14 protein-coding genes are annotated in these 13,327 nt (G+C 64.4%); 7 read left to right on the top strand and 7 right to left on the bottom strand.

What is annotated here, in order from left to right; genetic code table 11:
* Positions 1–10 precede the first annotated feature (10 nt).
* Positions 11–1,162: a Gfo/Idh/MocA family protein gene (locus tag OKW44_RS23660; RefSeq protein ID WP_026225640.1), complete on the top strand. Its 1,152-nt coding sequence runs from the start codon at positions 11–13 to the stop codon at positions 1,160–1,162.
* A 42-nt stretch (positions 1,163–1,204) separates the two neighbouring features.
* Here OKW44_RS23660 and OKW44_RS23655 read toward each other — a convergent pair whose 3' ends face one another.
* The 6 genes from OKW44_RS23655 to OKW44_RS23630 form a co-directional block, all read right to left on the bottom strand.
* A complete protein-coding gene (locus tag OKW44_RS23655) occupies positions 1,205–1,465 on the bottom strand; it encodes a hypothetical protein (RefSeq protein ID WP_008921314.1) in 261 nt (86 codons plus the stop codon).
* Positions 1,466–1,626: 161 nt separating this feature from the next.
* Positions 1,627–2,391 carry a ParA family protein gene (locus OKW44_RS23650; protein ID WP_018419667.1) on the bottom strand — a complete coding sequence of 255 codons (765 nt, stop codon included), beginning with the start codon at positions 2,389–2,391 and terminating at the stop codon, positions 1,627–1,629.
* A 90-nt stretch (positions 2,392–2,481) separates the two neighbouring features.
* Positions 2,482–3,480 (bottom strand): zinc-dependent alcohol dehydrogenase family protein, encoded by a 999-nt coding sequence (locus tag OKW44_RS23645; RefSeq protein ID WP_018419668.1) that lies wholly within the window; start codon positions 3,478–3,480, stop codon positions 2,482–2,484.
* 23 nt (positions 3,481–3,503) lie between these two features.
* Positions 3,504–4,043, bottom strand: a complete 540-nt coding sequence (locus tag OKW44_RS23640; protein WP_018419669.1) for a DUF302 domain-containing protein — start codon at positions 4,041–4,043, stop codon at positions 3,504–3,506.
* 168 nt (positions 4,044–4,211) lie between these two features.
* Positions 4,212–5,381 (bottom strand): ABC transporter substrate-binding protein, encoded by a 1,170-nt coding sequence (locus tag OKW44_RS23635; protein WP_018419670.1) that lies wholly within the window; start codon positions 5,379–5,381, stop codon positions 4,212–4,214.
* A gap of 39 nt (positions 5,382–5,420) precedes the next feature.
* The gene (locus tag OKW44_RS23630) at positions 5,421–6,362 is read right to left on the bottom strand and encodes a CysB family HTH-type transcriptional regulator (protein ID WP_018419671.1); all 942 of its coding nucleotides are present in this window, start codon (positions 6,360–6,362) and stop codon (positions 5,421–5,423) included.
* Between the two features lie 226 nt (positions 6,363–6,588).
* On the opposite strand from OKW44_RS23630, the gene OKW44_RS23625 reads away from it, so the two are divergent.
* The 6 genes from OKW44_RS23625 (at position 6,589) to cobA (ending at position 12,862) form a co-directional block, all read left to right on the top strand.
* Entirely contained in the window at positions 6,589–8,268 is a 1,680-nt protein-coding gene (locus OKW44_RS23625) for a nitrite/sulfite reductase (RefSeq protein ID WP_018419672.1), read from the top strand.
* Positions 8,269–8,289: 21 nt separating this feature from the next.
* Complete coding sequence (locus OKW44_RS23620; RefSeq protein ID WP_018419673.1) at positions 8,290–8,832, top strand: DUF934 domain-containing protein; 543 nt, start codon at positions 8,290–8,292, stop codon at positions 8,830–8,832.
* Positions 8,829–9,575, top strand: a complete 747-nt coding sequence (locus OKW44_RS23615) for a phosphoadenylyl-sulfate reductase (protein WP_018419674.1) — start codon at positions 8,829–8,831, stop codon at positions 9,573–9,575. Before OKW44_RS23620 ends, OKW44_RS23615 begins: the two co-directional genes overlap by 4 nt.
* Before the next feature lie 100 nt (positions 9,576–9,675).
* Positions 9,676–10,638, top strand: coding sequence for a sulfate adenylyltransferase subunit CysD (gene cysD, locus OKW44_RS23610; protein WP_018419675.1), 963 nt, complete (start codon positions 9,676–9,678; stop codon positions 10,636–10,638).
* Between the two features lie 65 nt (positions 10,639–10,703).
* Positions 10,704–12,020: a sulfate adenylyltransferase subunit 1 gene (locus tag OKW44_RS23605; protein ID WP_018419676.1), complete on the top strand. Its 1,317-nt coding sequence runs from the start codon at positions 10,704–10,706 to the stop codon at positions 12,018–12,020.
* A gap of 86 nt (positions 12,021–12,106) precedes the next feature.
* Positions 12,107–12,862: a uroporphyrinogen-III C-methyltransferase gene (cobA, locus tag OKW44_RS23600; protein ID WP_018419677.1), complete on the top strand. Its 756-nt coding sequence runs from the start codon at positions 12,107–12,109 to the stop codon at positions 12,860–12,862.
* Positions 12,863–12,919: 57 nt separating this feature from the next.
* Here the strand turns inward: cobA and OKW44_RS23595 are convergent, their stop codons facing one another.
* Positions 12,920–13,300: a sirohydrochlorin chelatase gene (locus OKW44_RS23595; RefSeq protein ID WP_018419678.1), complete on the bottom strand. Its 381-nt coding sequence runs from the start codon at positions 13,298–13,300 to the stop codon at positions 12,920–12,922.
* Between the last annotated feature and the right edge of the window lie 27 nt (positions 13,301–13,327).

Below are 13,327 nucleotides of genomic sequence, written 5' to 3'. Positions count from 1 at the left end.
AGCGCAAACAATGCAGCGAAGAAGGCTCAGGCTGGGGATGGTCGGCGGCGGGCAGGGCGCGTTCATCGGCGCCGTGCACCGGATCGCCGCGCGGCTCGACGATCGTTTCGAACTGGTGGCGGGCGCGTTGTCGTCCAATTCCGAGCGCGCGCGGGCGAGCGCCGTCGAAGCGGGCATCGCGCGCAGCTACGCGGATTGGCGCGAGATGGCGCGTGCCGAGGCCGCGCGCGAGGACGGCATCGACGCGGTCGCGATCGTCACGCCGAATCATCTGCACGCGCCGGTCGCGACGGCGTTTCTCGAAGCCGGCATCCACGTGATCTGCGACAAGCCGCTCGCGGTTTCGCTCGCCGAAGGTGAGGCGCTCGCAAAGCTCGCGCAGTCAAAAAAGCGGCTGTTTGCGTTGACGCACACCTATTCGGGCTACCCGCTCGTGCGGCATGCGCGCGAACTGGTCGAACGTGGCGAACTGGGCGAGATTCGCGTCGTGCAGGTCGAGTATGCGCAGGACTGGCTCGCCGAGCCGGTCGAAACAGGCGGCGCGAACAGGCAGGCAAGCTGGCGCACCGATCCGGCGTTGGCGGGGCCGGCCGGGTGCCTCGGCGATATCGGCACGCACGCGTATCAACTGGCCGCTTTCGTCACTGGGATGATGCCGCGCGCGCTGTCGGCCGAGTTGCACACGTTCGTACCGGGGCGTCGTGTCGACGATCACGTGCAGGCGATGCTGCGTTATGCGAACGGCGCGCGCGGCATGTTGTGGGCGAGCCAGGTGGCGAGCGGCGCGGAAAACGCGCTGCGCTTGCGCGTGCATGGCACGAAGGCGGGACTCGCGTTCGATCAGGAGGAGCCGAACGCCTTGTGGTTCACGCCGTTGGGCGGCGCTGCCGAACGATTGACGCGCGCTCGGGTGAAAAGTCAGGTTGCCGCGCATGCGACGCGCGTGCCGGCCGGGCATCCGGAAGGCTATCTGGAAGCGTTCGCGCAGTTGTACCTGGATGCGGCGTTGCAGATCGATGCGTTGAACGATGGTCGCCCGCCACCAGCCGAGAGCCTGCTGTTGACGACGGTCGATGATGGCGTCGACGGTTTGCGGTTTATCGAGGCGGTGCTGAAAAGCAGTACGGCGGATGGACGGTGGGTGGAGATCGAAGAGGCGTGAAGCGTTGCAACAAAACGCCAGGTCGGCGGAGCTGCCGAAGCGTCAACCGCCCTTGCTTTTCTTGATCTGCGCTTCGAACGCGATATCGAGCTTGCTGGCCTTGCGCGGTTTCTGCGGGCCGTAGGCGTCGACGAACTTGACGAAGTCGTCGAGCGTCAGCGGGTCCGACACTTTCTTGTCGACTCCGCTCGATTTGTCGACCAGATAGAACAGGCCGCCAGACAGACTGATCGCGGCGAAGCGCGGGTTGCCGGTGCGCGTTTTCAGGCGCTCGACGGCGTGGATGGCTCGGGTGGTGCGCATGATGGGGACTGCGGCGGCTGATTGACGAGAGCGTTACTTTAACAATTATGCCGACGGTATGCGGTCGGGGACTATGGACGAAAACACGCGATGAACCACGACCCGCTCAGCGACAGCGAAGAAGGGTGGCTCGCGCTCGCGCTTCGGCGCCGAGCTCCGGCTTACTCGCTCAACTCCCGGTGCAACGCCCGATACTCCTGCGCCAGCTTATGCCCCGGATCAAGATGAATGACGGGCGTCGCCAACTGATGCGACTCACGGATCTTCACCGAAGATGACAAGCGCGACCTCAGCACCGGCAAGCCTTCGCCGATCAGTTCGTCGACGAGCTTCTGCGGCAGGCTCGCGCGAGGCTGGAACTGGTTGATGACGATGCCTTCCACCTGCAGCCCGTCGTTGTGATCCTGCTGGATCTCCTTGACGTTTTCGAGCAGCGTGTAGAGCGCGCGACGCGAGAAGTCGTCGCAGTCGAACGGAATCAGACAACGCTCGACGGCGATCAGCGCCGAGCGCGTGTAGAAGTTCAGCGCGGGCGGCGTGTCGATGTAAATAGCGTCGTACATGTCGAGTTCGTTCAACGCGTCGCGAAGCTTGTAGATCTTGTAGCGCGATTCGAGCTTGCCGTGGAGAGTGTCGAGGTCGGGATGGGCGGGCATGACGTCGAGATTCTCGAAGCGCGTCGAGTGGATGAACGAGGTTGCTTCCACGGGTCTGAAGCTGAAGCCGAGTGCGGTTTCGAAGAAGCCCGCGACAGTGGGGTTGACCTCGCTCGCCTGCGGGCCGAGCAGATACTGGGTCGAATTCGCCTGGGCGTCGAGGTCGATCACCAGCGTACGCAGACCTTCGTTCGCGCTGATGGCCGCCAGGTTGCAGACGATGGTCGATTTGCCTACGCCACCTTTCTGATTGAATACAACGCGCCGCATGGTCTCCCCTTGAACGGAAGCGGTTACAAAGGGCCCAGCATACCTGAGTCGGGTGACGGCGCTGATTTCGACGGGCTGTTCGTGACCGGGTCAGCGTTGCGCGGTATCCACGTCGACCACCACCTTCACACGTCCAGTCCCACTGGCAACGAGCTGATAGGCCTCGTCCGCGCTGCGCAAATCGAACCGTGTCTGATCGACCACGGGCGCGATCGCGCCGCTTTCCACGAGCCGCGTCGCTTCGCGCATCATCTCGCCGAGGTGCGCGCGATATCGACCGGTCAGCAACGGATACAGCGTGAAGATCCCTGAATAGCTGGCTTCGCGAAACGACAGCGGCGCAAGCGCATGCGTCCCCCAGCCAAGCGCACTGACCACGTGCCCGAAGTGCCGGACCGCGGCAAACGACGCATCGAGTGAGGCCCCCCCTACCGTATCGACGACCAGATCGAATCCTTCGCCATCGGTCAAACTCGCCACATACTGTTCGACCGTCTGTGCGCGGTAGTCGATCGGCGTCGCGCCGAGCCGCCGAACCAGCTCGGCATTGTGTGCGCTCGCGGTTGCATATACGTCGGCGCCGAGCGCGCGCGCCAGTTGCACGGCGATGTGGCCGACCCCTCCGGCGCCACCCTGGACCAGCACTTTGGTCCCACCTTGCAGATGCGCGCGATCGACGATACCCGCATACGACGTGATGAACGCGAGCGGCAACGCGGCGGCCTCGCGCATCGACAGATTGCGCGGCGCATGGGCGAGCAGGGCGGCATCGACCGCAGCGTACTCGGCGAGTGACCCCTGAATGCCGCCGACGCCGCCGGTCATGCCATACACGTTGTCGCCGACAGCGAATCCGCCGACGCCATCGCCGAGCGCCTCCACCGTGCCCGCGAGGTCGATACCGAGGACGAGCGGCAACGGGTGTTGCGCGTGCGCGGCTTCGCCCGCGCGAATCTTGATGTCGAGCGGATTGAGGCCGCTCGCGGCGACGCGCACCAGGACCTGGCCGGCGGCGGGTTCCGGGCGGGGCAGCGTCGTGTATTCGAGCGGGCCGTTGTATTGGCTGAGGATCAGAGCGTGCATGGACATGGCGGTCTCCTTCGTTCGACGCGTTACCGCGCGGCCGCATCGACGAGGGCGGCCACACCGCTCACCGGCTTCATCAAGTCGTCCGGCAGACCATGCCGCTCACGAAGATAGGCCGTCGAGTTGAACGATAGCCACGCACGGCCGTCCGCGTCCTCCCAGACGAGCACCTTCAAAGGAAGATCGAGCGCGGCGGTCGGCGCGAGTTGCATCAACGGTGTACCGGCTTTGGGATTGCCGAAGATCAGGAGCCGGCTGAACGGCATCGCCAGTCCCTCGCGCCCAGCGTCACCGCTGAAATCGATGCACGCGAAAACCGTCAGCCCTCGCTCCAGAATCAAGGTTTGAAGACGCTCGGCGGTCGCGTCGCCAGTATGGGTGCTTGCAACGGTGACGATGCCAGCGCTGGCGTTCTCTGCGATCGAAGCGGTGGCCATCATGCCTCCCGTGCGGATATTGTGCTCCGGCAGCGTTCGCGTGATCAGGTCTGCCGGACGGGCAACGCGTTGACCGTGACGCAGCATGCGTCGCACGCGTGCAATGCGCCAACGGAGAAGCGGACCCATGCAGTGTAGGCGTTCGCTGGCGCGATGTGGCCGATCGTGCGGATGCGCTGTGAGGGAAGTTCTACCGAAAGGCAGATGGAAGCGGATGGGGTGCCCGCTGCACGAACGGCGGCTTCCACATTCGCGAAGCCGCCGTCAGGGGCACCCGATCGGCGCCCCGATGCCAGATTACTGGCTCAGGTAAACAAACTTGCCATTCTTGATGGTGCCCATCACGCTCGCTCGCTGATCGAGACCGACGTGATCCTTCGGGCTCGTATTGACGACCCCGTTCGGCACCACCAGTTCATGCGCGTGCTCGAGCTCGTCGCGCAACGCGACGCGAAACGCCGGCGTACCCGGCTGCGCGGTCTTCAACGCGCGCGCGACGGCGTCCTGCAGGCGCGGGTACACGCCGGCCGCGTCGCCCGCGAACTGCGTGACGCTGCCGGGGCCGTACTTCGCCTCGTACGCGTCGACGAACGCGAGCGCCGCCTTCTTCGACGGATGATCGGCCGGCAGCGTGCGCGCGACGACGACCGGTTGCGTCGGGAACAGCGTGCCTTCCACGTCTTTACCGCCGAGCTTGATGAACTCCGGCGTCGCGATGCCATGCGTCTGATAGATCGGGCCCTTGTAGCCGCGCTCGATCAGCGTGCGCTGCGGCAGTACCGTTGGGGTGCCTGCGCCGGCGATCAGGATCGCGTCGGGCTTCGCGGCCATCAGCTTCAGGATCTGGCCGGTCACGCTCGCGTCGGTGCGGTTGTAGCGCTCTGTCGCGACCAGCTGGATATGGCGCAGCGCCGCGAACTTGCTGAACTCGTTGAGCCAGCTCTCGCCGTAGCCATCCGCGAAACCGATGAAGCCGACCGTCTTCACGTCGTGGTTCGACATGTAGCGCGTCATCACGTCGGCCATCGCGCTGTCGGTCTGCGCCATCTTGTAGGCCCAGATCTTCTTGCCTTCCTGCGGCTCGACGGCGATGGCCGAGCCGATCAGCGTGATCATCGGCGTCTGGCTGTCGGCGACCGGATCGAGCGCGGCCATCGCGGCCGGCGTGATGTTCGGGCCGACGATCACGTCGACGTGGTCCTCGTTGATCAGCTTGCGGATGTTGCGCACGGCGTTGCCGGGGTCGGACGCGTCGTCGAGGAAGATGTAGTCGGCTTTCTGGCCGGCGATCGTCTGCGGCCACATCAGCATCGCGTTCTTGCTCGTGATGCCGATCACGGCGGCTGGCCCCGTGTTCGACAGGTCGATGCCGACTTTCAGGTCGGCGTGCGCCGCGCCGGCGACGAGCAGCGCCGCGGCCGCGAGGCCGCGCAGGGTGTTGCGTACTTTATTGTTATGCAACTTCATCGGAAGGTCTCCGTAGCGAGAGAGCGGTATGGAAGCGGTTCAAAGCTCATAGGTTTCGTGTTCCCCATTCAGCGCCTGCTCGATCAGCTTGCGGTTCAGGCTCGGCGACAGCAGCTCGACGAGCGTGTACACGTAGCTGCGCAGATACGCGCCCTGTTTCAGCGCGACGCGCGTCACGTTGCTGCCGAACAGATGGCCGACCGGCATCGCGCGCAAATGGCGGTCGCGCTCGGCGTTGAACGCGATGTCGGCCATGATGCCGACGCCGAGGCCCAGCTCGACGTAGGTCTTGATCACGTCGGCGTCGATCGCCTCGAGCACGATGTCCGGATGCAGCCCGCGCAGGCGGAACGCTTCGTTGATCTTGGTGCGGCCGGCGAACGCGTTGTCGTACGTAATCAGCGGGTACTGGGTCAGGTCATCGAGCGCCAGCAGCTTGCGGTCGAGCAGCGGATGGTCGGGCTGCATCACCGCGACGTGGTGCCACTGGAAGCAGGGCAGCGACACCAGATCCTTGTAGTTCGAGATCGCCTCGGTCGCGATCGCGAGGTCGGCCTGGTCGTGCAGCACCATTTCGGCGACCTGGGTGGGACTGCCTTGCAGAATTGAAAGGTGAACCTTCGGAAAGCGCTTCTTGAACTCCGCGATCGCCGCGGGCAGCGAGTAGCGCGCCTGCGTGTGGGTCGCGGCGATCGTCAGATTGCCCTGGTCCTGCGCCGCGAAGTCCTTGCCGACCCGCCTCAGGCTTTCCACTTCCTGCAGGATTTTTTCGACCGATTGCAATATGATGCGGCCCGGCTCGGTCAGCGAGCGCACGCGCTTGCCGTGGCGGGTGAAGATTTCGACGCCAAGTTCGTCCTCCAGCTCGATGATCGCCTTCGAGACGCCCGGCTGGCTGGTAAACAATGCCTTGGCCGCTTCGGTGAGGTTGAAGTTCTGCCGCACAGCCTCGCGGACGAAGCGGAATTGGTGCAGGTTCATATATAACCTCGCCGCATATAAAAAGAATTTTTTAGTCGTTTGAAATATAAGGCGAGTTTATTACGATCTGTCCATCTTTTTCAATATGGATATCTGTATTTGTTATAAGCAAATGAGCGATGGGTCTAAACGCTCGCTTGCGATAGCTGACAAAGCCGGTATTCAAGCCGCGGCCGAGCCGGACGGTCGCGTGTCACGCAAGTTTCGAAAAAATTGGGGCCCCCGAATGTACCAATACGACCAGTACGACCAGACCATCGTCGATGAACGGGTCGCGCAGTACGCCGATCAGGTTCGCCGCCGCTTGTCGGGCGAATTGAGCGAAGAGGAATTCCGTCCGCTGCGGCTGCAGAACGGCCTGTACTATCAGCGCCACGCGTACATGCACCGCATCGCGATTCCGTACGGCAACTTGCGCAGCGACCAGATGCGCGTGCTCGCGCAGATCGCGCGTGAGCACGACCGCGGCTACGGCCATTTCTCGACGCGTTCGAACATCCAGTACAACTGGATCAAGCTCGAAGAAACGCCGGAGATTCTGCGCAAGCTCGCCTCGGTGCAGATGCACGGCATTCAGACCTCGGGCAACTGCATTCGCAACATCACCGCGGACCAATTCGCCGGCGTCGCGCCCGACGAAGTGGTCGATCCGCGTCCGTGGGCCGAAATCCTTCGGCAATGGTCGACGTTCCACCCCGAATTCGCGTGGCTGCCGCGCAAGTTCAAGATCGCCGTGTCGGGTTCGAAGGAAGACCGCGCGGCTGTGCAGATCCACGACATGGGCGTGTATCTGCGCAAGAACGAACAGGGCGAACTGGTGGCCGACATCCTCGCCGGTGGTGGTCTGGGCCGCACGCCGATCGTCGGCGCGGTGATCCGCCGCGATCTGCCGTGGCAGCACCTGCTGACCTATAGCGAAGCCGTGTTGCGTGTGTACAACCGCTACGGCCGCCGCGACAACATGTACAAGGCGCGTATCAAGATTCTGGTGAAGGCGCTGTCGCCGGAGAAGTTCGCCGCGCAGGTCGAAGAAGAGTGGCAGCACCTGAAGGACGGCCCGTCGACGCTCACGCAGGCCGAAGTCGATCGCGTGACGCAATACTTCGCGCCGCCCGCTTACGACAAGCTGCCGGACACCGATACGTCGTTCGAAAAGCATCTGCTCGAAAACCGCGCGTTCGCGCGCTGGGTCGAGCGTAACGTGCGTCCGCACAAGGTGGCGGGCTACGCGTCGGTCACGCTGTCGCTGAAGCCGACCACGGTTGCGCCGGGCGACGCGACGGACGTGCAGATGGACGCGGTCGCCGACTGGGCCGACGAATACTCGTTCGGCAAGGTCCGCGTATCGCACGAACAGAACCTGATCCTCGCCGACGTCAAGAAGCGTGACCTGTTCGCGCTGTGGGAAAAGGCCAAGGCGCAGGGTTTCGCGACGCCGAACATCGGCTTGTTGACCGACATCATCTCGTGCCCGGGCGGTGACTTCTGCTCGCTCGCGAACGCGAAGTCGATTCCGATCGCGCTCGCGATCCAGGAACGTTTCAACGATCTCGACTACGTGTACGACCTCGGCGACGTGTCGCTGAACATCTCGGGCTGCATCAACGCGTGCGGTCACCATCACGTCGGCAACATCGGCATTCTGGGCGTCGACAAGGACGGCTCCGAGTGGTACCAGGTGACGCTCGGCGGCGAGCAGGGCACCGGCGCGACCGGCGCTCACCTTGGCCGTGTGATCGGCCCGTCGTTCTCGGCCGAGGAAATGCCCGACGTGATGACGAAGGTGATCGATACGTTCGTGGAAAACCGCCAGGAAGGCGAGCGTTTCATCGATACGTACACCCGCATCGGCATCGCGCCGTTCAAGGAGCGCGTGTACGCCGCGCGTCAACCGGCTCACGCGTAACCGCGAAAGGATACTGGACAGATGGCTTCTATCATCAAGAACCGCGCGGTCGTCAACGACGACTGGAGCGTCGTGCGTGCCGCGGAAGACGGCGCTTTGCCGGCAGTGAGCGAACTGCCGGCCGGCAAGGTCATCGTGCCGCTGGCGCTGTGGCAGGCCGAGCGTGAAGCGCTCGTCGCTGCGCGTAGCGCCGCCGACCTCGGCGTGTGGCTCGCGCCGGATAGCGAACCGGCGGATATCGCCGGCGACTTCGACAAGCTCGCGCTGATCGCCGTGGACTTCCCGGTGTTCCGCGACGGCCGGGGCTACAGCATCGGCCGTCTGCTGCGCGAGCGCTATGGCTACAAGGGCGAACTGCGCGCGATCGGCGACGTGCTTCGCGACCAGATCACGTTCATGTTCCGCTGCGGCTTCGACGCGTATGCACTGCGCGCCGACAAGGACATCAACGACGCGTTGAAAGCGTTCGACGACTTTAGCGTGCAGTACCAGGGCGCCGTGGACACGTCGCCGCTGTTCCGCCGCCGTGCCGCGCAGGCTGGCGCCGACAAGGTTCCGGCATGAGCACCGCGCAATCGTTGAGCCCGGAGCTGGCAGCGAAGGTCGAGCGTCTCGACGCGCTGCTCGACTCGATCGCGGCGCGTCACGCGAACGTGAAGCTCGCGAGCAGCCTCGCGGCCGAAGACATGCTGCTCACGCACGCGATCCTGTCGCGCGGCGTGAAGATCGGCATCTTCTCGCTGAACACGGGCCGTCTGCATGCGGAAACGCTCGGCATGCTCGATCGCGTGAAAGAGCGCTACGGTTACGACATCGAGCAGTTTCATCCGCAGCCGGCCGCGGTCGAACAGTATGTGGGCGAACACGGCCTGAACGCGTTCTACGAAAGCGTCGAGCTGCGCAAGCGCTGCTGCGAGATCCGCAAGGTCGAGCCGCTCAATCGCGCGCTTGCCGACGTCAGCGCCTGGGTGACCGGGCAGCGTCGCGAGCAGTCGGTCACGCGTGCCGAGCTGCACGAGGAAGAGCACGACGGCGCGCGCAACATCGCCAAGTTCAATCCGCTCGCGGACTGGACCGAAGCCGAAGTCTGGGATTATCTTGGTGCGTTCGACGTGCCGGTCAATCCGCTGCATGCGCGCGGTTATCCGAGCATCGGCTGCGAGCCGTGTACGCGTGCGATCCGCCCCGGCGAAGACAGCCGGGCGGGGCGCTGGTGGTGGGAGTCGCGCGATACGAAGGAATGCGGCTTGCACATCACGGCGATTACTCCGATTGCGGTCGAGCGCAACGAAAACGCGTCGGCCTGAGCGCCGCGAACCGAGCTTGCGGCGCACTACGCCGAAACCGATCTGAATACTTTCGCCCGTGCGAGCAGCGCTTGCCGGACGAACCAACGAAGGACCCGCCATGAGCACCACGCTCGATTCCACTGTCAACGCTCCGCTTGCCAACACGGTCAACCGGATGGATCACCTCGATTGGCTCGAAGCCGAGTCGATTCACATCCTGCGCGAACTGGTCGCCGAATGCAGCAAGCCGGCGCTGCTGTTTTCGGGCGGCAAGGATTCCGTCGTGGTGCTCGCGCTCGCACTGAAGGCGTTCGGCCTCGGTGCGAACCGCAAAACGCAGCTACCGTTCCCGCTCGTGCATATCGACACGGGCCACAACTACGACGAAGTGATCGACTTCCGCGATCGTCGCGCGCAACAGATTGGCGCGGAACTGGTGGTCGGCCATGTTGAAGATTCGATCAAGCGCGGCACCGTGCGTCTGCGTCGCGAAACGGATTCGCGCAATGCCGCGCAGGCGGTGACGCTGCTCGAAACCATCGAGCAATACGGCTATACCGCGATGATCGGCGGCGCGCGCCGCGACGAAGAAAAGGCCCGCGCGAAAGAGCGCATCTTCTCGTTCCGTGACGAATTCGGCCAGTGGGACCCGAAGGCGCAGCGCCCGGAACTGTGGAGCCTGTACAACGCGCGTCTGCACAACGGCGAACACATGCGCGTATTCCCGATCTCGAACTGGACCGAGCTCGACGTGTGGCAGTACATCGCGCGTGAACAGCTCGAACTGCCGTCGATCTACTACGCGCACCAGCGCGAGATCGTGCGCCGCAACGGCCTGCTCGTGCCGGTCACGCCGCTCACGCCGATGCGCGAGGGTGAGACGAGCGAACAGGCGATCGTGCGTTTCCGCACGGTGGGCGACATCAGCTGCACCTGCCCGGTCGAAAGCGACGCGGACGTCATCGAGAAGATCATCGCCGAGACGGCTGTCACCGAAATCACGGAACGCGGCGCGACGCGGATGGACGACCAGGTGTCGGAAGCGGCAATGGAACAGCGCAAGAAGCAGGGTTATTTCTAAGCACATTTGGGACGGGAGTAAGCGCTGAAGCGCTAACTCCGGCCGACAGAGGGACAAGGAAAATCATGAGCAGTATTCATCAACCAGAAGACCTCGGCGTGCTGCGTTTCATCACCGCGGGCAGCGTCGACGACGGCAAGAGCACGCTGATCGGCCGCCTGCTGTACGACAGCAAGGCTGTATTGAGCGACCAGCTCTCGGCGCTGTCGCGCGTGAAAAACAAGCGCACGGTCGGCGACGAAATCGATCTGTCGCTGTTGACCGACGGCCTCGAAGCCGAGCGCGAGCAGGGCATCACGATCGATGTCGCGTACCGCTACTTCGCCACCGCCAAGCGTAAGTTCATCATCGCCGATACGCCGGGCCATGAGCAGTACACGCGCAACATGGTGACGGGCGCGTCGACCGCGCATGCGGCGATCATCCTCGTCGACGCGACGCGCGTGACGTTCGAAAACGGCGTCGCGCAACTGCTGCCGCAAACCAAGCGTCATAGCGCGATCGTCAAGCTGCTCGGTCTGCAGCACGCGATCGTCGCGATCAACAAGATGGACCTCGTCGACTACAGCGAAGCACGCTTCAACGAGATCCGCGACGCGTACGTCGAGCTCGCGCGTCACCTCGGTCTGCAGGATGTGCGCTTCGTGCCGGTGTCGGCGCTGAAGGGCGACAACATCGTCACGGCGAGCGAGCGCATGCCGTGGTACGCGGGCGAGCCGCTGCTCGACGTGCTCGAAGCGTTGCCGGTCGAAACCGCGAGCGGCGAGGCGCTGCGCTTCCCGGTGCAGTGGGTTGCGCGTCAGGACGGCAGTCAGGCCGACGATTTCCGCGGCTACATGGGCCGTGTTGAATCGGGTGAAGTGAAGCTCGGCGACACGATCGTCGTGCTGCCGGCCAATCGCGAAGCGACCGTGGCGGAGATCATCGCGCCGGTGGTCGGCGGCACCGCACAGGTGGACCGTGCGTTCGCCGGTCAGACGGTGACGATCCGTCTCGCGGAAGATGTCGACGTGTCGCGCGGCGACACCTTCGTGCTGCGCGAAGCGGCACCGGAGCCGGCGAAGAAGCTCGAAGCGGACCTCTGCTGGTTCGACGACGCGCCGCTGTCGACGCAGCGCAAGTATCTGCTGAAGCAGACCACCAGCACCGTGTTCGCGAAGATCGGCGCGATCAAGGAAGTGCTCGACGTGCATACGCTGTCGCAGGCGACCGATCGCAAGGAACTGGCGATGAACGACATCGGTCGTGTCGCGCTGACCTTGCAGAAGCCGCTCGTGTGCGACGCGTACGACTCGCATCAGGGCACCGGCGCATTCGTGCTGATCGACGAGGCAACGAACCACACGGTCGCCGCCGGCATGATCCGCGCGTTTTCCGCCTGAGCACGGCAAGGCTAGCAGGCGACGGATGGGCCACACAGGCGACGCAACGCGCCGCCGCGTACGCTCCAACGAACAGGTTGATGTAAATGGGTAAGGTTTATCTGATTGGTGCGGGACCCGGTGCCGCGGACCTGATTACGGTGCGCGGCGCGCGGCTGCTCGGCGCCGCCGACGTCGTGCTGCACGACGCGCTGGTCGAGCCGGCGATGCTCGACTACGCGCCCACGCGGGCGAAGCGCATTGCGGTCGGCAAGCGCTGCGGCCAGCTATCGACGGCCCAGCAGTTCATCAACAAGCAGATCGTCGATGCGGCTTTGGAGCACGGCGTGGTCGTGCGTTTGAAGGGCGGCGATCCGATGCTGTTCGGCCGCGCCGACGAAGAGATGCGCGCGCTCGAAGCCGCGGGCATCGAGTATGAAGTCGTGCCGGGCATCACCGCCGCGCTGGCGAGCGCGGCCACGCTGAAGCGTTCGCTGACGCTGCGCGGCGTGTCGCGCAGCGTCGCGCTCGCGACGTTCAGCCGCGCGCCAGGTTCCGATGAGATCCGCGAGCAGGTCAACGCCGATTCGCTGGTGTTCTACATGGGCCGCGACAGCGGCGTCGAGATCGCGCAGCAACTGATCGATGCTGGCAAGCCCGCGACGACGCCCGTGGCGATCGTCGAGGCGTGCAGCACGCCGCGCGAACGCATGCTGACGCTGACATTGGAAGATCTTGCGGCCGGCGAAGCGCAGCGCTGGGTCGATGCGTCGCAGCCGAGTCTGTTGATGATCGGCGAGGCGTTCGCGGCGCGGCAGACCGAGGCGAAGCACTCGTCGAATGGGATGCTGGTCGCGGCCTGAATATCCTCGGCAGGGCCGACCCGAGAGCGGCGAATCTGAGCAACCAGAACGAAAAAATCAGAGCTGCCGCAGGCAATACTGCGCGAGCGCATCCAGCACCGAATCATCCTCGCCGACCGCCACCGCGCAGCGAATCTCGACACCGGGATGCGCGGCGCGGCAATGATCGACGATCGCGGGCAAATCCTTGCGGACATGACCGCCTTGCCCGAAGAACACCGGCACCACGGTGATCGCATCGCAGCCTTGCGTGACGAGTTGCGCGACGGCCGTCGGCAGGTCGGGTTCCATCAGTTCGAGAAAGGCGAGCGTAACCGCAGGAGCTTCGCCCGTCGCCGCGCGCGCGGCACGTAGCTTGTCGGCGAGCCGCTCGAACGGCTCCCGCCAGCGCGCATCGCGCGCGCCGTGGCCAAACAGAATCAGTCCGTGCATAGCCATCGCATCAGCTCCTGACGATGCCCCTCA

This window comes from Paraburkholderia lebeckiae (assembly GCF_050436325.1).
Taxonomy (GTDB): domain Bacteria; phylum Pseudomonadota; class Gammaproteobacteria; order Burkholderiales; family Burkholderiaceae; genus Paraburkholderia; species Paraburkholderia tuberum.
Note: the sequence above shows the minus strand (reverse complement) of the source record. Positions and strands in the feature narration are given on the sequence as shown.